Genomic DNA, 22,010 nt, shown 5'->3' with positions numbered 1-22,010 from the left:
TGGTGTCGAGGTCATGGCGCACTCACTGCTTGGGCCAGCGCGCGGCCCATGGCTTCGAACTGGAACTGGCGCGCCAGCACGCGCTGCGCCTCGGTCCAGGCCATGCACTCGGGCTGTTCGGTGTCGATGTCGTCCAGCTGGTTCATGATGCCGCGAAAGTAGCCCAGGCTCACCGCTTCGTCGAGTGCGCGCAGGCGCTCCCGCGAGGGCGGCTGCATCGTCCTGGGCGCGGCGGGCGGCGGCAATGCGGCGGCGGTGTCGGTCCACTTCAGGCCGAGCCGGCGCTCCAGCCAGTCGAGCAGCTCGGTGTGGCGCACGGGCTTCACGAAAAAATCTTCGGACGCGATGCCCACGTCGTTGTCCAGCCCCTTGTCGAAGGCGTTGGCCGAGACGATGGCCACGGCCGCATCGACGAGGCCCAATTTGCGCGCGCGGCGGATGGTTTCCCAGCCGTCGATGCCGGGCATCGCGAGGTCCACGAACATCGCATCGGGCCGGTAGCCGGCGGCGACGAGGTCCAGCGCATCGTGGCCGCTGGCCGCCGTGCGCAGCTCGAAGCCCAGCGGCGCGAGCACATGGTCGAGCAGGCCGCGGTCGGCCTCTTCGTTGTCCACCACCAGGAGGCGCCGGCGCACGCCTTCGTAGCCGCGGCGCGCACGCGCGACCTGCACCGGCCTGGTCGCGCCCACCACCGTGTCGTGCACGCGCGGCAGGAAGAGCCGCACGCAGAACAGCGACCCCACGCCCGGCGTGCTCTGCACCTTCATCTCGCCGCCCATCAGGTCGGTGAGCATCTTGGCGATGGTCAGGCCCAGGCCCGCGCCCGGCGCCGACGAGGCGGCCGCATTGCCGCGCGCGAAGGGCTCGAAGATGCGCTCGATGTCCTCGGCCGTCATGCCCGGGCCGGTGTCCTCGATCTCGATGGCCGCGAACTCGCGCGCATAGGCGAGCCGCAATGTCACCTGCCCCGTGGCGGTGAACTTGATCGCGTTGCCCAGCAGGTTGATGAGGATCTGGCCCACGCGCTTCTCGTCGGCGCGCACCACCTCGGGCAAAGCACCTCCCGCCTCGAAGCGGAACTCCAGCCCCTTCTCGGCCGCCTGCAGCTCGAACATGTCGGCCAGCTCCCGCATGGTGTCGGCAAAGCGCATCGGCCGCGCATGCAGCGTGAGCTTGCCGGCCTCGATGTGCGCGATGGCCAGCGTGCCTTCGATGAGCGAGAGCAGGTGCTCGCCGCCGCGCTTGATGACCGCGACCGCCTGCTGGCGGTGCGGCGGCACGGAGTGGTCTTCGCCCATCAGCTGCGCGTAGCCCAGGATGCTGTTGAGCGGCGTGCGCAGCTCGTGGCTGATGGCGCTGATGTAGCGGCTCTTGGCCTGGTTGGCCTGGTCGGCGGCGCGCTGGGCCTGCTCGGCCGCGAGCTTGGCTTGCTCGGCGACCTCCCTGGCCTCTTCGGCGGTCTGCTTGGCGGCCTGCAGGGCGCGGTCGGTTTCGCGGTGCAGCTCGATCTCGCGCACCAGCAAATGGGTCTGGCGGTTCGATTCCTCCTGCGCCACCTTGCGGCTCTGGTGCGCGAGCACCAGCCACCAGGCCACGATGCCCGCGATGACTAGGAGCGCCATGTAGGCCTTGAGAAAACCCGAGCGCAACGCCGACTGCTGCACACCCGACCAGACCTCGGACGCACCGGCCTGCGCCGCGAGTTCGAGCGCGCTTTCGGCAAGCGCACGCAGCTCCTGTTGATAGAGCACGCCGAACACCACCGCCAGCAGCGGCACGATGACCAGCATCAGCAGCAGGAAGTGCCCCAGGCCCGTGTCCAGGTAGCGCCAGCTGCGGCGCGGCAGCAGCCAGCGCAGCACGGCCGACCACTGCGACGACAGGCTCGCATGCGGCTTGCACAGGTCGCCGCAGCGCGCATCGAGCGTGCAGCACAGCGAGCAGATCGCGCCCTGGTATGCGGGGCAATGCGCCATGTCCGGCCCTTCGTACTCGCGCTCGCAGATCACGCAGTGCTGCACCTTCAGGCGCTGGTAGCTGCCGCTTTCCTCCGACTCGACGCGCGCCCAGCGCACGGCGCGCCCGCCCGCCGCCGGCGCGAAGGGCACGGCACCGGTCGCATCCGATGCCCGCGCCAGGTAGTACTTGCCGCCGGTCGCCCACGCCAGCAGCGGCGAGGCGACGAGCGCGGTGCCCAGCGCGATCAGCGCCGAGAACGCCTGCGCCAGCGGCCCGAACACGCCCAGGTGCGCGGTGATCGACAGCACCGAGGCCAGCGCCATGGCGCCCACGCCCACCGGGTTGATGTCCCACAGGTGCGCGCGCTTGAACTCGATGCCCGGCGGCGACAGCCCCAGCGGCTTGTTGATGACCAGGTCGGCCACCACCGACATCATCCAGGCGATGGCGATGTTGGCGAAGAGCCCGAGCACGTCGCCCAGCGCCTCGAACACGTTCATCTCCATCAGCATGAAGGCGATGAGCGCGTTGAACACCACCCACACCACCCGCCCGGGATGGCTGTGCGCCACGCGCGAGAAGAAATTGCTCCAGGCCAGCGACCCCGCATAGGCGTTGGTCACGTTGATCTTGAGCTGCGAGATCACCACGAAGAGCGCCGTCGCGGCCACCGCCCAGCCGTAGTTCGGAAACACGTACTCGTAGGCCGCGAGGTACATCTGGTTCGGATCGACCGCGCGCTCCACCGGCACCATGTGCGTGATGGCCAGGTAGGCCAGCAGCGCCCCGCCCAGCATCTTGAACACGCCCAGCACCACCCAGCCCGGCCCGCCCGCCAGCACGCCGGACCACCAGCGCCCGCGCGTGGTCGCGGTGCGCGCGGGCATGAACCGAAGGTAGTCGGCCTGCTCCCCCATCTGGGTGATCAGCGCGATGCCGACCGTCAAGGCAGCGCCAAACAGGTGCAGATCGAAGCCCTTGGTGCCGGACTTGACCCCGTTGTAGTGCACGATGCCCGCAAACGCACCAGGATCGCGCACAAGCACGAACACAAAGGGCACCACCAGCATCAGCAGCCAGAGCGGCTGCGTCCAGAGTTGCAGCCGGCTGATGGCCGACACCCCATGCGTGACCAGCGGAATGACCACCAGCGCGCACACCAGGTAGCCCCAGACCGGCGGGATGCCCAGCGCCAGTTCCAGCGCATAGGCCATCACGGCCGCCTCGAGCGCGAAGAAGATGAAGGTGAAGCTCGCGTAGATCAGCGAGGTGAGCGTGGAGCCGATGTAGCCGAAGCCGGCGCCGCGCGTGAGCAGGTCCATGTCGATGCCGTAGCGCGCCGCGTACACGCTGATCGGCAACCCCGCCAGGAAGATGATGAGCCCGGTGACCAGAATCGCCCAGAAGGCGTTGGCGAAGCCGTACTGCACCAGCAGCGTGGCGCCCACCGCCTCCAGGATGAGGAACGATGCCGCCCCGAAGGCCGTGTTGGCCACCCGCCATTCGGACCACTTGCGAAAGCGCTGCGGCGTGTAGCGCAGCGCGTAGTCTTCGAGCGTTTCGCTCGCGACCCAGCTGTTGTAGTCGCGCCGGACCTTGACGATGCGCTGGGGCGCGTCGTCGGGGGTCGTGGTCGTGGCGTCTGGATTCACACCGTTTCGGTGCATCTTTCGTGCCATCCGTACGACTTTTGGCGAACAGGGCACGACTGTTGCAAAGAAGAAGGCTTGCCCATAATGGCCGACTCTTCTTCCAGCCACCCGATGCCGCTCCCATGGAACTGACCCCGCGCGAAAAAGACAAGCTGCTGATCTTCACCGCGGCGCTGCTGGCCGAACGGCGCAAGGCCCGCGGCCTGAAGCTCAACTACCCCGAAGCCATCGCCCTGATCTCCGCCGCCGTGATGGAAGGCGCGCGCGACGGCAAGAGCGTCGCCGAACTCATGAGCGAGGGCCGCAGTGTCCTCACCCGCGCCGACGTGATGGACGGCATCGCCGAGATGATCCCGGACATCCAGGTCGAAGCCACCTTTCCGGACGGCACCAAGCTGGTCACCGTCCACCAGCCGATCGTCTGACCCACTCGAAAAAAAGAACTGTCATGCGCCACACCACTTCCAAGACCCTCGCCCTTCTTGCTCTCCTGCTACCGCTTGCGGCCAGCGCCCATACCGGCGTGGACGGCGGCCTGCACCACGGCTTCACCACCGGTTTCCTGCATCCGCTGACCGGCGCGGATCACCTGGCCGCCATGGTCGCGGTCGGCCTCTGGAGCGCGCTGGCCGCGCGCCGCGCCTGGCCCGACCTGCTATGGGCACCGCTGGCCTTCGCCGGCATGCTGCTCGTGGGCGCGCTGATGGGGCTGGCCGGCGTGCAGTTGCCCGCAGTCGAACCGATGATCGCGGCCTCGCTGCTGGTGCTGGGGCTGCTGGTGGTCACGCGCGTTCATCTGCCGGCCGTCGTCGCCATGGCCGTGGTCGGCGTGTTCGCCGTCTTCCACGGCGTGGCCCACGGCCACGAACTCGCGAGCGAGGAAGGCGCTGCGCTCACGCTGGCCGGCATGGTCGGCGCGACCGTGTTGCTGCACCTCGCGGGCATCGCGCTCGGCTGGGCCCTGCGCCACGCCAACGCCTGGCTGCCGCGCGTAGCCGGTGCCGCCGTGGTGGTGCTCGGCGCAACGCTGCTGGCACAGGCGGTCTGATTGCCATGACGCCCGGCGAACTCCTCATCGACGACGGCGAGCACACGCTCAACCCCGGTCGCCGCACCCTCACGCTGGTGGTGCAGAACACCGCCGACCGGCCGATCCAGGTCGGCTCGCACTACCACTTCGCCGAGACCAACGGCGCCCTGGGCTTCGACCGGGAGGCCGCGCGCGGCATGCGGCTGAACATCGCCTCGGGCGCCGCGGTGCGCTTCGAGCCGGGTCAGCAGCGCACGGTCGAGCTGGTCGATTACTCGGGCGATCGCATCGTCTACGGCTTTCGTGGCCTGGTTCAAGGGAAGCTCTAAAACATGGCCACCATCGGGCGACGCGCCTACGCAGAAATCTTCGGCCCCACCGTGGGCGACCGGGTCCGTCTTGCAGACACCGAACTGCTGGTCGAAGTCGAGGCCGACTACACGCTGCGTGCCGGCGGCTATGGCGAAGAGGTGAAGTTCGGCGGCGGCAAGACCATCCGCGACGGCATGGCGCAATCGCAGCGCACGCGCGCGCAAGGCGCGGTCGACACCGTGCTCACCAACGCGCTCATCCTGGACCACTGGGGCATCGTGAAGGCCGACATCGGCCTGAAGGACGGCCGCATCGCCGCCATCGGCAAGGCCGGCAATCCCGACGTGCAACCGGGTGTCGATATCGTCATCGGCCCCGGCACCGAGATCATCAGCTGCGAGGGCAACATCGTCACCGCGGGCGGCATCGACAGCCACATCCACTTCATCTGCCCGCAGCAGATCGAGGAGGCGCTGTCCTCGGGCGTCACCACCATGCTCGGCGGCGGCACCGGCCCCGCCACCGGCACCTTCGCGACCACCGCCACGCCTGGCCCCTGGCACATCGAGCGCATGCTGCAGGCCGCCGATGCGTTCCCGATGAACCTGGGCTTCCTCGGCAAGGGCAACGCGAGCCTGCCCGATGCGCTGCACGAGCAGATCGAGGCCGGCGTCATCGGCCTGAAGCTGCACGAAGACTGGGGCACCACGCCCGCGGCCATCAGCAATTGCCTGGACGTGGCCGACGCCACCGACACGCAGGTGGCGATCCACAGCGACACGCTCAACGAATCGGGCTTCGTCGAGAACACCATCGCGGCCGTGGGCGGCCGCGCCATCTGCGCCTTCCACACCGAAGGCGCGGGCGGCGGCCATGCGCCGGACATCCTGCGCGTGGTGGGCGAGGCCAACTTCTTGCCCTCCTCCACCAACCCCACGATGCCCTACACCGTGAACACGCTCGACGAGCACGTCGACATGCTCATGGTGTGCCACCACCTGGACGCCGGCATCGCCGAGGACCTGGCCTTCGCCGAGTCGCGCATCCGCAAGGAAACCATCGCCGCCGAGGACGTGCTCCACGACCTGGGCGCGATCAGCATGTTCAGCTCCGACAGCCAGGCCATGGGGCGCGTGGGCGAGGTGATCATCCGCACCTGGCAGACCGCGCACAAGATGAAGGTGCAGCGCGGCACGCTGCCCGAAGACAGCGAACGCAACGACAACTTCCGCGCCAAGCGCTACGTCGCCAAGTACACGATCAACCCGGCGATCGCGCACGGCATCGCGCACGAGGTCGGCTCGCTCGAGGTCGGCAAGTGGGCCGACATCGTGATCTGGAAGCCCGCCTTCTTCGGCGTGAAGCCCTTCACCATCCTGAAGGGCGGCACGATCGCGATGGCGGCGATGGGCGACCCGAGCGCGTCGATCCCGACACCGCAGCCGGTGCACTTCCGGCCGATGTTCGGCGCGTATGGCGGCTCGCTCGCGAAGAGCTCGCTCACTTTCGTCTCGCAGGCCGGGCTGGCTTCGGGCATCAGGGAGCGCTACGGTCTGGCCAAGAACCTCAGCGCGGTGAAGAACATCCGCAACGTGCGAAAGAAAGACCTGATCCACAACGGCTACGCGCCGAAGATGGAGATCGATGCGCAGACCTATGCGGTGCGCGCCGATGGGCACCTGCTGACCTGCGAGCCGGCGAAGCTGTTGCCGATGGCGCAGCGGTATTTCCTGTTCTAGACGCCGCGGTCAGCCAGAACGAGCCTTCAGGTGATCGCGAATCCAGGCAGCAAAGCCGCTTTCGTCGCTGGCACTGGCTGCGACGTCGAGCACCACGAGGGTAGCTTCGGTTTGCGTGACAACCAGTCGTTGGCCGTTCAAGGCCAGGAACAAACCCACGGCAAGAAAGGCGGCGCGCTTGTTGCCGTCGACGAAGGGATGATTCTTGGCGAGGCCGATGCCATAGGCGGCTGCAAGATCCGCGATGTCAGGCGAACCATAAGCCACGAGATTCAGCGGCCGCGCCAAGGCCGATTGGAGCAGCCCTTCGTCGCGCAGGCCCGGTGCACCGCCATGCTCGGCCAGGCTCTCGTCATGCAGCAGAACGAGCGCACGCCGGTCGATCCAACGCCACTCGCTCACTTGGCAAGCTGGTGGAAGGTATCGCGGTACTCGCGCATGAATTCGCGACCCAGCTTGAGTTGCTCATCCACGTCAGGGTCGTATGGCGTGAGGGTCACGCCGTTGGCCGCTTCGGTCATGAAGACGGTGTCGCCCTTTTCCAGCTTCAGGCGTGCCAGGACTTCCTTGGGCAGGATCACGCCCACGGAGTTGCCGATCTGGGTCAGTTTGAGCGCCGACATTGGGACTCCCAAGTTATAACGATTGTTATATTATCGGCAACTTGCCGCTGAAATCAAGCACACCATGCTCACCGCCAACAAACTCATGCCGCAGGGCCGCGGCCTCGCGCCCGTGCTGCTCAAGCGCGCCGCCACCATCGAACTCGACTGGGACGTGCGCCAGAAAAGCCGCTTCGACGCCACCGACTCGCAGGGCCGCCAGATCGGCATCTTCCTGCCGCGCGGCACCGCGGTGCGAGGCGGCGACGTGCTGGTGGCCGAAGACGGCTCGCTCATCCGCGTCATCGCGGCGCCGCAGCCCGTGCTTCGCATCACGCACTGCACGGCCCACGGCACGCCGTTCGACCTGACGCGCGCGGCCTATCACCTGGGCAACCGGCACGTGCCGATCGAGTTGAAGCCCGATCACCTGAAGATCGAACCCGACCACGTGCTGGCCGACATGCTGCGCGCGATGCACCTGATCGTCGTCGCGGCGGAAGAAGCCTTCGAGCCCGAGGGCGGCGCCTATGGCTCGCACGAACACGGCCACGGCAGTCATGACCATCACGGCCATGACCACAGCCACGACCACGGCCATTCCGGTCATTCGCACGCGAAGGGCCCCAAGCCCCTCGTGCTCGCACCCGAACTGCTCGACGACCATGACCATGCCTGATCCGGCGCGCGCGGCCGAAAGCTGACATGCCCGACCCGGCCAGCGCCCACAGCCTGCTGCAGCTCATCTGGCTCGCCTCCCCGGCCTTGCCCGTGGGCGGCTTCTCGTACTCCGAAGGCGTCGAGGCGGCAGTCGAATGGGCCGGCATCGACTCGGAGGCCAAGGCCGCCGAGTGGCTCGCCGACCAGCTGCACCTGAGCTTCGCGCGCGGCGACCTCGCGCTGATTGCGCAGGCCATCCCCGCCTGGCGTGCGAACGACACGGCGCGCATCCGCCAGCTCAACGAGTGGGTCATGACCACCCGCGAATCGGCCGAGTTCTTCCTGCAAACGGAGCAGATGGGCCGATCCTTCGTCGAGTGGCTCAAGCTGCACCACGCGGACACGGCCGAGGTCTTCAAGGACCTTCCCGCGACTTATCCCGTGGCCTTTGCCTTCGCGCTCAGCCGCACCGGCGCCACGGCGCACGACGGGTGCCTCGCCTTCGCCTTCGGCTGGGCCGAGAACATGGTGGCGGCGGCCGTGAAGGCCGTGCCGCTCGGGCAGAGCGCAGGCCAGCGCATCCTTGCACGGCTCGCCAACGAAATCCCCCCGGCCGTCGACCGTGCGATGAAGCTGGGCGACGACGAGCGCCAAGCCTTCGCGCCCCTCCTGGCCGTGCTGTCGGCCCGCCATGAAACACAATATTCCCGCCTCTTTCGAAGCTGACCGAACCGGACAACGCCCATGACTTCCGCCCTGCACCACATCCCCCATCGCACCAAGAGACTGCCGCCGCTGCGCGTGGGCATCGGCGGTCCGGTCGGCTCGGGCAAGACCACGCTGCTGGAGATGCTCTGCAAGGCGATGCGCGACAAGTACGACCTCATCGCCATCACCAACGACATCTACACCAAGGAAGACCAGCGCCTCCTGACCGTGGCCGGCGCGCTGCCCGCCGAACGCATCATGGGCGTGGAGACCGGCGGCTGCCCGCACACCGCGATCCGCGAAGACGCCTCGATCAACCTCGAGGCCATCGACCGCATGCTCGAGGACTTTCCGGACGCCGACGTGGTGTTCGTCGAGTCGGGCGGCGACAACCTCGCGGCCACCTTCAGCCCGGAGCTCTCGGACCTCACGATCTACGTGATCGACGTGGCGGCCGGCGAAAAGATCCCGCGCAAGGGCGGCCCCGGCATCACCAAGAGCGACCTGTTCGTGATCAACAAGATCGACCTGGCGCCCTACGTGGGCGCGAGCCTGGAAGTGATGGAGCAGGACACGCAGCGCATGCGCCGCCAGCGGCCCTACGTGATGACGAACCTGAAGACCCACACCGGCGTGGCCGAGGTGGTGGCCTTCATCGAGCAGCGCGGCATGCTCACCGAAGGCTGACAGGCCTTCTGGCGCTCAGAGCTCGCTGCCGTCCCGCAGCTGCCGCGCCTTGTAGACCAGGCGCACGCTCGCGCGGCGCGGGTCGCTGACCTGCTGCACATAGACATCGGTGTCGCCGCTCGTCCACGCGGCATAGGCGCTGCCCGGATCGCGCGACGCGAGTTCGTTGCCGAACACACCACGCCCCCATTGCACGAGTTGGCCGAACGCCGATGCGCCGCTGTCGGGCGCGGCCTGCGCAGTGGCCACGTATTCGACGCGCCGCAGCTCCGAAGCCGCGAAGAAGAAGGTCGGCTCGAACATCAACCCCGCCATCTCGACAGGCGCGGCGCGCCAGCTTCCGAGCAGGCCGCCGGTCAGCCGTTGCGGGCGCTGCACGCGCTCTGCGGCGGGCAATGCAGACTGCAGTTCATCGGCCGTCATGCCGAGCCGCACGCCCGGCGGCAAGGCTTGCGCATGCAGTGCGCCGGCGGCAAAGAAGATCGCGCACGCAGCGAGCGCACGGACAAGGATCGGGGAGGCTGTGAATCGCACGTTCGGCATCGAAAGGAAAAGCGGCGGCACCGTGGGACCGCGAGTATGCCGCGGAGTTCCACGGCGCAGCGGCCCGTGCCTCTCAAGACCCGGCGTTGGACTCGTGCAATGGCAGCCGCAGCGTCAGCCCCAGCGCGCCGTCGGCATGCGGTGCCGAATAGATGCGTCCGCCATGGCGGCTGGCAATGCGCTCGCAGACCCGCGCACTGGCTTGCGAGGCCGCGTCGAGCGCATCAAAGAACCGCGCGAGCGGCGGCCGCACCTCTTCCGCATCGAGATCGCGCCAGTGAACGACCGCATGCCCGCGTTCCACGCGCGCTGAGACCTGCAGCGTCGCTCCAGCGAACATCACGCTCGCCGCATGCGCCGCGACCTTGGAAAGCAGGTCGCGCAGCTCCGCCTCGATGGCGAAGACGGGCACGGCATCAGGCGGAAGCCGGACATCGAAGCGAATGCCCGATGCATCCGGCGTCGCACCGAGCAACGGCCGCAGGTCCTGCACGCTGCTAGCGCGCATCTTCTGCCGCGCATCGTCGCGTGCCTGTTCCGCCAAGCCGCGCGCCTGTGCGCCGGCCCGCATGTTCGCGATCAGCAAGGCGCCCATCATCGCGACCACGCCAGCGAGTCCGAGCAGGATGGCAGCCGCAATGACAAGCCCGAGATTGCCGGAGTACATGCCTGCAATCCTTCTCTTCAGCGCGGCCCGGGCCCGCGGTATTCCAGTGCACCCGAAGCACCGCGCTCGCAGGTGCCCGACAGCGCATCCGCGCGCGGCCCCGGCAGCGCAGGCCGCGCGCCCTCGGGTTGGCCCTCGCACACATCCCACCGCGCCATCGGCGGGCTGCGATGCTCGAACGACATCGGAAATGGCGGCCCGCCACGGAACGCCGGCGGCGGCCTCGCAGGCATGGGTGGCGGCAGCATGATGCAACCCGACAGGCCGGCTGCCGCCAGCACGCCCGCCAGGTGATGGATTCTTCGCGTCATCTTTGAAAGCAACTCACGACGTTGAAAAAAAGGCCGCCCGCGTGCGACAGGGCAAGCGCCCTGCCGCAACGGCCGGGCGTGTCGTCAGAACGCGTGGCGGATGCCGAAGTCGTAGCCCGTCGACGAACGCGGCAGACCCGTGAAGCCCACGCCGCTGCTGCCGTAGCCGGTGGTGGCCGCGGCCGCCAGGCTGCCGGTGTAGGCCGCGTCGTTGCGGTTGTTCACGCGCGCGACGGTGGCATACAGCGCGGTGCGCTTGGAGAGGTTGTGCACATAGCCGATCGCGAACTTGTTCACGCGCGGGTCTTCGCCCGTGATGCCGATGGCGCCTTCGTTGTAGCGCACCGTGGAGTACGACGCGCGGATCAGGCCCGCGCCCACCGGCATGCTCGCGCCGATCAGGTAGCCGTTGTAGCTGTCGTGGCTGTTGCCCACCGCGAGCGCGAACTTGTTCTGCACGTTCGAGAGTTCGCCGAAGAGCTTGACCGGGCCGAAATCGTACGACGCGCCGAGATTGACGGTCTGCACCTTGCGCGTGAGCGTGGTGGTGTCGACCGCAACGCTCTGGCCCACCGCCAGCGCAATGTCGAGCGGCCCGTTCGCGTAGCCGAAACGACCGCCGACATAGCGGCCCGCGCTGCTGCTGATCTCGGCAGTCGTGTCGGTCGCGCTGGTCTTGGTGTTCTCGTTCAGGCTGTACTGCACCTGGCCATAGAAGCCACCGAGGTTCGGCGGCAGGAAGTAGCCGACCATGTTGCTCGCGCGCGCATAGTTCGAGTTGGCAAGGCCCGCGCCGCCGCTCACCGAGTAGATCGCGCTGGAGCCCGAGCCGTTGGTGCCGAACGGATCGAACACCGTGTCGTTCCAGAAGGTGGCCGTGTAGTCGCGGCCCAGCCGCACTTCACCGAAGCCGCCGGAGAGGCTGACGGTGGAGCGGCGGTTGAAGTTGGCGATGCCGGTGGCGCCGTCGTCGTTGCCGATCGGCGCTTCGAGCCAGAAGCTCGCGGCCAGGCCGCCGCCCAGGTCTTCGGTGCCGCGAAAGCCGATGCGGCTGGAGTTGTAGCCGGAGTTGGCAAGACTCCATTGGCTCTGCTTGCTGCTCGCACCGGTGACCGGGTCGCGCGACGTGGCGCTCTGGTAGGTCACGCCGGCATCGATGACGCCGAACAAGGTAACGGACGATTGGGCAGAGGCCAGGCCGGTGACGGCCAGCGCGGCGAGTGCCGTGAGGGATTTCTTCATTCAGGTTTCTCCGGGTTTTCAGCTGCTCTTCATCGAGCGGCTGAACGGATGGTCTCGTTCAAATTTGGAGGAATCTGGTGGACGCCGCGTGCTTTGCACACGGTGTTGTTTTGAGCGCACTCGCCGCGACGCGAGCGGCACAGTGAGGCCCGCAGCGCCGCAGTGCAGACCGCGCACCCCCTTCAAAGCGCACGTACCAGAAGTCTCCCAAAAGCCAAGCAATGCTTCGGCCTTCCGAAGGAGTCCACATGACCATTGTTTTGCAAAGCACCGTCGCCGCATCGCTGGGCATCCAGCAGTTGGCGAATGCATTCACACCCGCCTTCTCCCACCTGCGCATTCTTCGCAACCTCATCATTCCAATGCCCTCGGGGTGCGCGGTTCCCACGGCGCGCATCGATGCCGTCATCGTGTGCGAGACCGGTGTCTACCTGTTCGAGATCAAGGCGTGGCGCAACGCCTTCGTCTACCGCAAGAAGTCCGGCGAGGCCCCGCCGCGCTGGTTTCTCCGGCTCCACGGATGCACGCGCGCACGCGAAGTGAAAGACCCCGCATGGCAAGGCGGCCGCAAGACGACGCAGCTGCGCAGCCTGCTGCCCGACGACCTGCGCCTGCAGTACTTCGTTCTCTTGCCGTGCGAGGGCGTCGAGCTCGAAGGCGTCATGCCCGCCGCCGTCATCACGCAGCAAGACCTGCCCTACATCGCGCGGCTCGTGCGCAACAACGGGCGCACCGCGCGCACCTATCCGCTGCTCGATGCCCATGCGGTCGAACGCACCGTGCAGCGCCTGCTCGACATCCAGGGCGATCTCTCCATGGAGGCGCATCTGCAGAACTGCCGCGACAGAAGCGAGCATCCGATCTCCATGCGATGGCCCGCCATGAGCATCATGGGATTGCAGTAACGCTCTTTACCGAAGGCCCTGGGGAGCGTCCCATATTTCTCCGACATTGGCGAAGACCATGCGGCGATGCATCTCCCCAAGTCCCTCGCGGCCATCGCTGCACTGTTCATCTGGATGGCCGCTGCGCCCGCATGGGCCGCCGACCCGTTCACCGTGCGCGACATCCGGCTCGAAGGCCTGCAACGCGTCGAGCCCGGCACGGTCTTCTCCACCCTCGGCCTCAAGGCCGGCGACAACTACAGCGACGAACGCGGCAGCGTGGCCATCCGCGCGCTGTTCGAACTCGGTTTGTTCAAGGACGTGCGCATCGACGTCGATGGCAACGTGCTCGTCGTCATCGTGGAAGAACGGCCCACCGTCGCCGATGTCGACTTCGCCGGCACCAAGGAATTCGACAAGGCGGCGCTCCAGAAGGCCTTGCGCGAAATCGGCGTTGCCGAAGGCCGCCCCTTCGACAAGGCGCTTGCCGACCGCGCCGAGCAGGAGCTCAAGCGCCAGTACGTGAGCCGCAGCCTCTACAACGCCGAGGTCGTGACCACCGTCACGCCGCTCGAACGCAACCGCGTCAACGTCACGTTCACCGTCGTCGAAGGCGAGTCCGCGCGCATCAAGAGCGTGCGCGTCGTCGGCAGCAAGGCCTTCAGCGAGAGCACGCTGCTCGACCTGTTCGACCAGGACAGCGGCGGCTGGCTCGCCTGGTACACCAAGTCGAACCAGTACTCCCGCAGCAAGCTCGCCGCCGACCAGGAAACGCTGCGCTCCTACTACCTCACGCGCGGCTACCTGGAGTTCCGGATCGACTCCACGCAGGTCGCCATCTCGCCGGACCGGCAGTCGCTGGACCTCACGCTCAACATCACCGAGGGCGAGAAGTTCGCCGTCGCCGGCGTGCGGCTGGAGGGCAACTACCTCGGCCGCGAAGACGAGTTCAAGACCCTCGTGACGGTGCGCCCCGGCGCGCCCTACAACGGCGAGGACGTGGCCGCCACCACCAAGGCCTTCACCGACTACTTCGGCACCTTCGGCTACGCGTTCGCGCGGGTGAAGGCCGAGCCCGACATCGATCGCACCAACAACCGCGTCACGATGGTGCTGAAGGCCGAGCCCGCGCGGCGCGTGTACGTGCGGCGCCTGAACATCGGCGGCAACGCGCGCACGCGCGACGAGGTGATCCGTCGCGAGTTCCGCCAGTTCGAAGGCGCCTGGTACGACGGCAACAAGATCAAGCTCTCGCGCGATCGCGTCGACCGGCTGGGCTACTTCACCGAAGTGAACGTGGAGACCGCCGAGGTGCCCGGCAGCAACGACCAGATCGACCTCACGGTCAACGTGGCCGAGAAGCCCACCGGCTCGCTGCAGCTGGGCGCTGGCTACTCGTCGACCGACAAGATCTCGCTCACTTTCGGCATCACGCAGGAGAACGTGTTCGGCTCGGGCAACTACCTCGGGCTGCAGGTGAACACCAGTTCGTACAACCGCTCGATCTCGCTCACCGCCACCGATCCGTACTTCACCAAGGACGGCATCTCGCGCACGATCAACGTCTTTCACACCACCACGCGGCCCTACTACGAGGCCGACGGCAACTACAAGCTGGCGAGCGACGGCGGCTCGGTGCGCTTCGGGCTGCCGGTGGGCGAGCTGGACACCGTGTTCCTGGGCATCGGCGTGGAGCGCTATTCGTTCACGCCCGGCACCAACGGTTCGTACACGCTGGTCGACGGTTCCTACGTCTACACCGGCACGCCGCAGGCCTACCTGGACTACTTCAAGTGCACCGGCACCGCGCCCAGCGTGGTGTGCACCGGCAGCAATGTCGTGGGCATTCCCGCGACGCTGGGGTGGTCGCGCGACGACCGCGACAGCGCGCTGGTGCCGACCACCGGCCGCCTGCAGCGCGCGAACCTGGAGGTGGGCGTGGGCAGCGCGCTGCGTTATCTCAAGACCGACTACCAGTACCAGCAGTACTTCGCGCTCTCCAAGCAGTACACGCTGGCCATCAACGGCCAACTCGGCTATGCGAAGGCATTGGGCGGCAGCACCTTCCCGATCTTCAAGAACTTCTATGCGGGCGGGCTCGGCTCGATCCGCGGCTTCGAGCAGAACTCGCTCGGGCCGGTCGATGCGATCACGGGCGGCTCGCTGGGCGGCACGCGCAAGGCGATCTTCAACATGGAGTTCAGCACGCCCTTCCCCGGCGCGGGCAACGACCGGTCGCTCAGGCTCTACACCTTTTTCGATGCGGGCAACGTGTTCGCCGACCGCACCGCGAGCATGACCGATGCGCAGTGGAAGGCGCAGAACCGCATCCGCGCCTCGGCGGGCCTGGGCATCAGCTGGATCTCGCCGCTGGGGCCGTTGCGGCTGGCGTACGCGGTGCCGCTCGCCTACCAGAAGGCGGACACCGCCAACGGCATCGCGGCGGACCGCACGCAGCGCTTCCAGTTCCAGATCGGAACCTCCTTCTAAAGCAAAGGAAGACGCCATGAGCCGCATCCTGATGGTCGAAGACGGTCGCGACAGCGCCTCGGCGCTGCTGGACCACCTGTACAACGCCGGCCACGAGGTCGAGCACATCGGGGACGGCGCCGCGGCGCTGGACCGCATCCTGAGTTCGCCGCCCGCGCTCACGCTGCTGGACGTGGTGCTGCCGCAGATCGACGGCCTGCAGGTGCTGCAGAAGGTGCGCTCGCACAGCGACCATCCGATCATCATGCTGACGGCGCGCACGCGCGAGGTCGACCGCCTGCGCGGGCTCGACCTGGGCGCCGACGACTATGTCTGCAAGCCGTTCTCGCCGCGCGAAGTGGTGGCACGCGTGCACACGGTGCTGCGCCGCCATGCGCAGCGCGATGGCGCCGCTGCGGCGCCGTCGAAGTCGGTGTCCTTCCGGGATGCGCACGGCGGCGCGCAGCTGGAGGGGCACGCGCTCGATCTCACGCGCCGAGAGCTCCTGCTGCTGCGCACGCTCTCGCGCGATCCGGGGCGGGTGTTCACGCGCTCCAAGCTGCTGGAGGCGGCGTTTCCGGAAGCGCTCGACGTGAACGAGCGCGCGGTCGATGGGCACATCAAGAACCTGCGCAAGAAGCTCACGGCCGCGGCGCCTTTGCACGGCTGGATCCGCTCGATCTACGGCGTGGGCTTCAGCTTCGCGGAGCGGCCTGCCTGAGCGAGTGAGCGCGGCACGCTGTGTCGCGCCGCACGGCGTCGAGCGGCGCGACAGGGCCGGTGCGCATGATGGGCGCGAGGGTCGAGAGACCCGCGTTGCGCTCCTCGGCCGGATGGCGCTCGCCGCATCCTCCGCGCGCGGCGATGAGAATGCCCAGCGCGAGGCCGCTGAATGCCAGCAGGCCCACGAGGCGCCGCGCCAGCGGCAGCACGCCGGCTGACGGTGTCGCCACGGGATGCAGCCAGGCGGTTTCGCTGTGAGACGGCATCGCGGTCCGCAACGCTCAGCCTTCGGTGAATTGCGCGTTGCCGTTCATGCGCTTTCCTCCTCGGCTTCGCCGACCGGCTCTTCGGCACGCGTGGCGCGCGCCTCCGCCCAGACGACCAAGAGCGTCCATGCATGCGTGACCACCCAGAAGATCGCCGTCAGCCACAGCAGGACAAGGTCCATGCCGGGGGCGGACCAGACGTCCGCCCACGACCAGGTGGAACGCGCCGGCGTGCAATGCCCCGGGCTGGCCCAGGCCAGCACGGCGGCAGCGAAGGCGTGAAGGAACTTTTTCGGTGAGCGAAGAATGACCGGGTTCATGGGCACGCATCGTGCGTTTCGAATCGGTAGAAATGTGGGAGGGCCGCCCGCGCCCGATTCCCCCCACGCCCTCCCAGGTTCCTCCCAGATTTCTCCCCATTTGCCCGCCAAGATCCGCCGCTTGCCTATGACGCCCCCTGCCCGAAACGCATGTCGCAGAATGCGGCCATGCCTGCCCTGAGCCCATGCCGCGTCTGACACTCTCCCGCAAGATCTTCCTGGCGCTGGCCGCCTTGCTCATCGTGCTGCTGCTCAGTTTCGTGGGCTTCTCCATCGTCGCGCTGCAACGGGGCCTGGGCGCCTATGTCGCCGAGATCGAGATCCGGCGCATGGACTGGCTCTCCCAGCTCCTCTTGAAGCACTACGTTGCCAACGGCGACTGGAAGAAGCTGCGCGACAACGACGAGGCCTGGCACCGCCTGCGCATGGGCCAGCTGGCGATCGTGCTCGACGGCGCGGCCAGCCCCGACGACCGGCGGCTTCCGCCCTGGTACGAGCGCCGCAGCACACGTCCCGACGGCGACCCGGACAACGGTTCGCCGCCGCCGCTGCCTCCCGCCTCGTCTTCGTCCGCATCGCCGCAGCTGGACCTCTTGCCCCGGCGCTTCTCGATGCCGCCCCCGCCCTGGTTCTTTCCCGACCCGCGCTCGGCAGCCGATTCGATCTACCAGCGCCTGGCCGTGCTCGACGCGCAGGGCGCACCGGTGGTCGGCGCCACCATCGACCTGGAGAACGCCGCGCGCATGCCGATCCGGCGCGGGCGCTCCGTCGTCGGCTACCTTGCGCTCGCGCCCGCGCAAGGCTTCGAGAGCGAAGCCGACCGCGCCTTCCTCGCGCGCCAGTCCGGCGTGATCGCCCTCACCGGCATGTGCGGCCTGGCCTTTGCGCTGGTGCTGTCGTGGCTGCTGGCGCGCCGCTGGTTCAAGCCCATCGACGAACTGACGCAGGCGGCGCAGGACGTGGCGCGCGGGCGGCTCTCCACGCGCGTGGCCGTGCACGGCTCGGACGAGCTCGCGCTGCTGGGCAAGACCTTCAACGACATGGCGCAGCGCCTGGACAAGGTCGAGGCCTCGCGGCGCGCCTGGCTGGCCGACGCGGCGCACGAGCTACGCACGCCGCTCGCGGCCATGCGCGCGGAAATCGAAGCGCTGCAGGACGGCGTGCGCACCTTCGACGAACGCACCGCGCTGCGCATGCACCGGCAGGTGATTCGCCTCGGCCAGCTGGTCGACGACCTGCGCAGCAGCATGCGCGAGCCGCAGAACGACCTGCTCGCCACTTCGGTGTTTCCGCTCACGCTGCTCAAGGAGGCGCTGGACCACACGCGCGACCGCTTCGTGCAGCGCGGCATCGCGGTCGACCGGGAGGCGATCGACCGCATCGCCGCATCGGCCCAGCCGGTGATCGACGGCGACGCGCACCGGCTGCACCAGGTCTTCATGAACCTGCTGGAGAACACGCTGGCCTACACGGATGCCGGCGGCCAGTTGCGCATCGATGTGATCGTCGAAGGCGCGTGGACCGGAAACTGCCTCACGCTGCTGTTCGACGACAGCGCGCCGGGCGTGTCCGACGAAGAAATTCCGCGGCTCTTCGACCGCCTTTTCCGCGGCGAGACCTCGCGCAGCCGCGCGCTGGGCGGCTCGGGCCTGGGCCTGTCGATCTGCCGCGCGACCATCGAGGCGCATGGCGGCAGCATCGAGGCGGCGGCCTCGCCGCTGGGGGGCCTGCGCATGACCCTGACCCTTCCGCTGGCGGCATCCGCATGACACGCATCGTCATCGTCGAGGACGAGATCGACATCGCCTCGGTGGTGCAGGACTACCTGCGCCACACCGGCTACGAAACCGAGCACTTCACCGACGGACAGAGCGCGCTCGAAAGCATCGTCGCCGCGCCGCCCGACCTGACGCTGCTGGACATCATGCTGCCGCGGCTGGACGGCATCGAGGTGCTGCGCCGCGCGCGCGAGCACACGGCGCATCCGATCATCATGCTCACCGCGCGCATCGAGGAGGTCGACCGCCTGCTCGGCCTGGAACTGGGCGCGGACGACTACGTGTGCAAGCCCTTTTCGCCGCGCGAGCTGGTGGCGCGGGTGCGCGCGGTGCTACGGCGCACGGCGCCCGGGAATGTGCCCGGGCAAGCGCCGCAAGGCGATGCACCGGGCCTCGTGCTGGACGACGTGCACTGGCGCGCCTCGCTCGAAGGCACGCCGCTGAACCTCACGCGCCGCGAGTTCGGTCTGCTGCAGGTGCTGTCGCGGCACCCGGGGCGCATCTTCTCGCGCGCGCGGCTGCTGGAGCTGGCCTACGACGACACGGTGGACGTGACCGAGCGCGCCATCGACAGCCACGTGAAGAACCTGCGCCGCAAGCTGGGCGCGGTGTCGCCTTCGCATGACTGGATTCGTTCCGTGTACGGTGTCGGCTTCGCGTGGGAGGCGCCGCCGCACGCCTGACGGCGCCGTGGCATGCATCGTGCAAGATTGCGGCCATGCTCCCCCTGTTTCCCGATTCACTGCGCCAACGCCTGCGCTCCTTTGCCTCCCGCGCGCAGCCGCTGCGCATTCTTCTCACGCTCGGCAGCCTGATGGCGGTGTGCGGCTACACCGGCCATCCCGATGCGGTGATCCCGCTGTTCCTGGGCGCCATTGCCAGCGCGCTCGCCGAGACCGACGACAGCTGGCGCGGCCGCCTTCGCGCGCAGCTGGTGACGCTCGCATGCTTCGCGGTGGTGGCCTTCTCGGTCGAGGCGCTGTTCGGCCGGCCGGTGCTCTTCATCGCGGGGCTGGCGTTCGCAGCCTTCTGGCTCACGATGCTGGGCGCGGTGGAGGCGCGCTACAAGGCCATCGCCTACGCGACGCTGATCCTGGCGATGTACGCGACGCTCGGCGTCGAGAACCAGGCCACGCACGGTCATGACGGCGGACGCGAGCCGTTGCTGCTGCTGGCCGGTGCCGCGTGGTATGGCGTCTTCTCGGTGCTCTGGTGCGCGGCCTTTCCGGCGCAGCCTGTGCAGGCGCGGCTGGTCACGCTCTTCACGGTACTGGGCAACTTCGTGCGCTTCAAGGCGTCGCTGTTCGAGCCGCTGCGGGGCATCGACATCGCGCAGAAGCGCCTGTCGCTCGCGCAGCTCAACGCCCAGGTGGTGAGCGAGCTGAATGCCGCCAAGGAAAGCATCTTTCGCCGCATCGGCGCGCGGGCGCCGACCGGGCGCATCTCGCGCTACCGCGGGCTCTACCTGATTGCGCAGGACGTGCACGAGCGCGCGAGCTCCTCGCACGACGACTACAACGCGCTGGCCGACGCCTTCTTCCACAGCGACCTTTTGTACCGCTGCCAGCGTGTGCTCGGGCTGCAGGGGCTGGCCTGCCAGCGCCTGGCCGTCTCGATCGCGCGGCGCGAGCCCTTCGAGGTGGGCGGGGAAACCGTGCAGGCGCTGGCCGACCTGCGCGGCGCCATCGCGCACGAGCGCTCGCGAGCGACCACGCCGGAGCGGCTCGCATTGCTCGCCTCGGTGGAGGCGCTCGCGCGCAACCTTGCGCAGCTCGACGGGCAGCTCGCCGGTGCGAGCCAGCCGTCGGCGCGTGCCGGGCGGACCGAGATGGGTCTCTTCAATCGCTCGCCGCGCTCCTGGCGCGATGCGGCCGAGCGCGTAAGGCGGCAGCTCACGCCGCGCTCGCCGCTGTTTCGCCACGCGCTGCGGCTGGCGATTGCGCTCGCCGCGGGCTACGGCGTGATGCACCTGATCCACCCCGCGCAGGGCTACTGGATCCTGCTGACCACGCTGTTCGTCTGCCAGCAGACCTTCGGCGACACGGTCTCCCGCATGGGCCAGCGCATCGCGGGCACGGCCCTCGGCGTGGTCGCGGGCTGGGCGCTGCTGCAGCTTTTTCCGCAGCCGCTGGTGCAGTCGGTGATCGCGGTGGCGGCCGGGGTGCTGTTCTTCGCGACGCGCGCCACGCGCTACCTGCTCGCGACGGCCGCGATGACGCTGCTGGTGCTGATGTGCTTCAACCAGGTGGGCGACAGCGGCCTCCTGCTCGTGCCGCGGCTGGTCGACACCGCCATCGGCAGCGCCATCGCCGGCCTCGCGGTGCTGCTGGTGCTGCCGCACTGGCAGGCGCGCCGCATCAACGAGTTGGCGGCCACGGCGATGCGCAGCCACGCGGGGTATCTCCGCCGGATCGTCGAGCAGTACGGCACGGGCCCGAGCGACCATCTCGACTACCGCCTCGCGCGGCGCAACGACCACAACGCCGATGCGGCGCTCTCCACCGCGGTGTCGGACATGTTCCGCGAGCCGGGCTATGTGCGGCCGCGCGCGGGCACCGCGCTGCGCTTTCTCATCCGCTCGCACACGCTCCTGAGCTACCTGTCGGCGCTGGGCGCGCACCGCGCCGCGCTGCCCGATTCGCCGCACATGGCGGTGCTGCGCGAGGCGGCCGAGGGCGCGGCGTCGGCGCTCGATGCGTTGGCCGGCGGGCTGCAGGGCGGTGCGATCGCGGTCGCAGACGAGCCCGCCACCGAAGCCGCCGTGCGCGCGGCCCTGGCGGCCGCCGTGGCGCCCGCCAGCGATGCCAGCGATGCCGGCGCGGCGGAACGCACCATCCACACCGAACTGGCGCTGGTCTGGCTGCAGATCGACGCGCTGCGCACCCATGCGCGCGAGTGGCTGCAGCCCGGGGACGACGCCACGCCCGCCACCCTGGAAGCCTGAAACATCCGACTGCCCGGGTGGGAGAAACAACCCGCAAAACACCCGAAAAATACCCGCAAAGGGGTCCGGCGGGGCGCGCCGGGTAAAATCGCGGCTTCATGTCACGCTGGTTCGCCGCTACTGTCCTCACCCTCATGTTGTCCTGCTACGGCCTTGCCGTGTTCGCGCAGGGCCTGATGGGCGCCGGGCATCCCGCGCATGCGGGCGCCGACATGCAGGCCTGCGCAACAACCAGCATGTCGCTCTCCGATGCCTTCGTGAGCGACGCCATGGACCTGGCGGACGAACTCCCCTCCCATGACGAGGCGGGCTCCGAACACGTCGAACTGGTCGACGCCCGGCACCCCGTGCCGGCCGTGCTCTTTCTCTCGGAACAACCGCGCGGCCTCGCCCTGACGCCCGCGCTCTCGCCGCTCCTGGATCGGCCCAAGCGGCCACCCCGCGGCACCGCCCTGGTCGCTTAAGGCTCCGCCGCGACCTGGAGCCTTTGCGGCTCCCGCCTTTGTCGATCCGA

General features: G+C 68.4%; 23 protein-coding genes. 14 read left to right on the top strand and 9 right to left on the bottom strand.

Annotation, left to right across the window (positions count from 1 at the left end):
* Window positions 1-11 precede the first annotated feature (11 nt).
* Window positions 12-3,626 carry a hybrid sensor histidine kinase/response regulator gene (locus BM133_RS23020; protein ID WP_093439385.1) on the bottom strand — a complete coding sequence of 1,205 codons (3,615 nt, stop codon included), beginning with the start codon at window positions 3,624-3,626 and terminating at the stop codon, window positions 12-14.
* A gap of 107 nt (window positions 3,627-3,733) precedes the next feature.
* Here BM133_RS23020 and BM133_RS23015 point away from each other — a divergent pair, with 107 nt between their 5' ends.
* The 4 genes from BM133_RS23015 to ureC are packed head-to-tail and all read left to right on the top strand — an operon-like array spanning window position 3,734 to window position 6,692.
* On the top strand, window positions 3,734-4,036 hold the full coding sequence (locus BM133_RS23015) for an urease subunit gamma (protein ID WP_057591402.1): 303 nt from the start codon (window positions 3,734-3,736) through the stop codon (window positions 4,034-4,036).
* A gap of 23 nt (window positions 4,037-4,059) precedes the next feature.
* Complete coding sequence (locus BM133_RS23010; RefSeq protein WP_093438849.1) at window positions 4,060-4,659, top strand: HupE/UreJ family protein; 600 nt, start codon at window positions 4,060-4,062, stop codon at window positions 4,657-4,659.
* Between the two features lie 5 nt (window positions 4,660-4,664).
* Window positions 4,665-4,970, top strand: coding sequence for an urease subunit beta (locus tag BM133_RS23005; protein WP_093438846.1), 306 nt, complete (start codon window positions 4,665-4,667; stop codon window positions 4,968-4,970).
* A gap of 3 nt (window positions 4,971-4,973) precedes the next feature.
* On the top strand, window positions 4,974-6,692 hold the full coding sequence (gene ureC, locus BM133_RS23000; protein WP_093438844.1) for an urease subunit alpha: 1,719 nt from the start codon (window positions 4,974-4,976) through the stop codon (window positions 6,690-6,692).
* Between the two features lie 9 nt (window positions 6,693-6,701).
* Here the strand turns inward: ureC and BM133_RS22995 are convergent, their stop codons facing one another.
* Both BM133_RS22995 and BM133_RS22990 read right to left on the bottom strand, forming a co-directional pair.
* Complete coding sequence (locus tag BM133_RS22995; protein WP_093438842.1) at window positions 6,702-7,094, bottom strand: type II toxin-antitoxin system death-on-curing family toxin; 393 nt, start codon at window positions 7,092-7,094, stop codon at window positions 6,702-6,704.
* Window positions 7,091-7,315, bottom strand: coding sequence for an AbrB/MazE/SpoVT family DNA-binding domain-containing protein (locus tag BM133_RS22990; protein WP_093438840.1), 225 nt, complete (start codon window positions 7,313-7,315; stop codon window positions 7,091-7,093). The genes BM133_RS22995 and BM133_RS22990 overlap by 4 nt, the downstream gene beginning before the upstream one ends.
* A gap of 64 nt (window positions 7,316-7,379) precedes the next feature.
* On the opposite strand from BM133_RS22990, the gene ureE reads away from it, so the two are divergent.
* The 3 genes from ureE to ureG are packed head-to-tail and all read left to right on the top strand — an operon-like array spanning window position 7,380 to window position 9,349.
* Window positions 7,380-7,973 (top strand): urease accessory protein UreE, encoded by a 594-nt coding sequence (gene ureE / locus BM133_RS22985; protein ID WP_093438838.1) that lies wholly within the window; start codon window positions 7,380-7,382, stop codon window positions 7,971-7,973.
* Window positions 7,974-7,999: 26 nt separating this feature from the next.
* Window positions 8,000-8,680, top strand: a complete 681-nt coding sequence (locus BM133_RS22980) for an urease accessory protein UreF (protein WP_093438835.1) — start codon at window positions 8,000-8,002, stop codon at window positions 8,678-8,680.
* An 18-nt stretch (window positions 8,681-8,698) separates the two neighbouring features.
* Complete coding sequence (ureG, locus tag BM133_RS22975; protein ID WP_093438833.1) at window positions 8,699-9,349, top strand: urease accessory protein UreG; 651 nt, start codon at window positions 8,699-8,701, stop codon at window positions 9,347-9,349.
* A 15-nt stretch (window positions 9,350-9,364) separates the two neighbouring features.
* On the opposite strand, the gene BM133_RS22970 is transcribed toward ureG, so the two are convergent.
* The 4 genes from BM133_RS22970 to BM133_RS22955 form a co-directional block, all read right to left on the bottom strand.
* Window positions 9,365-9,892 (bottom strand): hypothetical protein, encoded by a 528-nt coding sequence (locus BM133_RS22970; RefSeq protein WP_093438830.1) that lies wholly within the window; start codon window positions 9,890-9,892, stop codon window positions 9,365-9,367.
* Window positions 9,893-9,965: 73 nt separating this feature from the next.
* Window positions 9,966-10,559, bottom strand: a complete 594-nt coding sequence (locus BM133_RS22965) for a sensor histidine kinase (RefSeq protein ID WP_093438828.1) — start codon at window positions 10,557-10,559, stop codon at window positions 9,966-9,968.
* 17 nt (window positions 10,560-10,576) lie between these two features.
* Window positions 10,577-10,870, bottom strand: a complete 294-nt coding sequence (locus BM133_RS22960; RefSeq protein ID WP_093438825.1) for a hypothetical protein — start codon at window positions 10,868-10,870, stop codon at window positions 10,577-10,579.
* Window positions 10,871-10,954: 84 nt separating this feature from the next.
* Window positions 10,955-12,112, bottom strand: a complete 1,158-nt coding sequence (locus BM133_RS22955) for a porin (protein WP_093438823.1) — start codon at window positions 12,110-12,112, stop codon at window positions 10,955-10,957.
* Between the two features lie 248 nt (window positions 12,113-12,360).
* Between BM133_RS22955 and BM133_RS22950 the strand changes: the two genes are divergently transcribed.
* The 3 genes from BM133_RS22950 to BM133_RS22940 all read left to right on the top strand — a co-directional run bounded on the left by BM133_RS22950 (window position 12,361) and on the right by BM133_RS22940 (window position 16,186).
* Window positions 12,361-13,017 (top strand): nuclease-related domain-containing protein, encoded by a 657-nt coding sequence (locus BM133_RS22950; RefSeq protein WP_093438820.1) that lies wholly within the window; start codon window positions 12,361-12,363, stop codon window positions 13,015-13,017.
* 66 nt (window positions 13,018-13,083) lie between these two features.
* The gene (gene bamA / locus BM133_RS22945; RefSeq protein WP_093438817.1) at window positions 13,084-15,486 is read left to right on the top strand and encodes an outer membrane protein assembly factor BamA; all 2,403 of its coding nucleotides are present in this window, start codon (window positions 13,084-13,086) and stop codon (window positions 15,484-15,486) included.
* Window positions 15,487-15,502: 16 nt separating this feature from the next.
* On the top strand, window positions 15,503-16,186 hold the full coding sequence (locus BM133_RS22940; RefSeq protein ID WP_093438815.1) for a response regulator: 684 nt from the start codon (window positions 15,503-15,505) through the stop codon (window positions 16,184-16,186).
* Here the strand turns inward: BM133_RS22940 and BM133_RS22935 are convergent.
* Window positions 16,161-16,418: a hypothetical protein gene (locus tag BM133_RS22935; RefSeq protein ID WP_256219318.1), complete on the bottom strand. Its 258-nt coding sequence runs from the start codon at window positions 16,416-16,418 to the stop codon at window positions 16,161-16,163. The genes BM133_RS22940 and BM133_RS22935 overlap by 26 nt on opposite strands.
* An 80-nt stretch (window positions 16,419-16,498) precedes the next feature.
* The gene (locus tag BM133_RS22930; protein WP_093438813.1) at window positions 16,499-16,774 is read right to left on the bottom strand and encodes a hypothetical protein; all 276 of its coding nucleotides are present in this window, start codon (window positions 16,772-16,774) and stop codon (window positions 16,499-16,501) included.
* A 185-nt stretch (window positions 16,775-16,959) separates the two neighbouring features.
* Between BM133_RS22930 and BM133_RS22925 the strand changes: the two genes are divergently transcribed.
* The 4 genes from BM133_RS22925 (at window position 16,960) to BM133_RS22910 (ending at window position 21,960) form a co-directional block, all read left to right on the top strand.
* A complete protein-coding gene (locus tag BM133_RS22925; protein WP_093438811.1) occupies window positions 16,960-18,543 on the top strand; it encodes an ATP-binding protein in 1,584 nt (527 codons plus the stop codon).
* Window positions 18,540-19,235 (top strand): response regulator, encoded by a 696-nt coding sequence (locus tag BM133_RS22920; protein ID WP_093438808.1) that lies wholly within the window; start codon window positions 18,540-18,542, stop codon window positions 19,233-19,235. The genes BM133_RS22925 and BM133_RS22920 overlap by 4 nt, the downstream gene beginning before the upstream one ends.
* Before the next feature lie 35 nt (window positions 19,236-19,270).
* Window positions 19,271-21,496: a YccS family putative transporter gene (gene yccS / locus BM133_RS22915; RefSeq protein ID WP_093439382.1), complete on the top strand. Its 2,226-nt coding sequence runs from the start codon at window positions 19,271-19,273 to the stop codon at window positions 21,494-21,496.
* Between the two features lie 98 nt (window positions 21,497-21,594).
* Entirely contained in the window at window positions 21,595-21,960 is a 366-nt protein-coding gene (locus tag BM133_RS22910; RefSeq protein WP_256219317.1) for a hypothetical protein, read from the top strand.
* The last annotated feature ends 50 nt before the right edge of the window (window positions 21,961-22,010 follow it).

Origin of the sequence: Variovorax sp. 770b2, from assembly GCF_900115685.1 — a bacterium.
Classification (GTDB): Bacteria; Pseudomonadota; Gammaproteobacteria; order Burkholderiales; family Burkholderiaceae_C; genus Variovorax.
The sequence above is the reverse complement of the archived record's forward strand: the minus strand, read 5'-3'. Positions and strand labels throughout refer to the sequence as shown.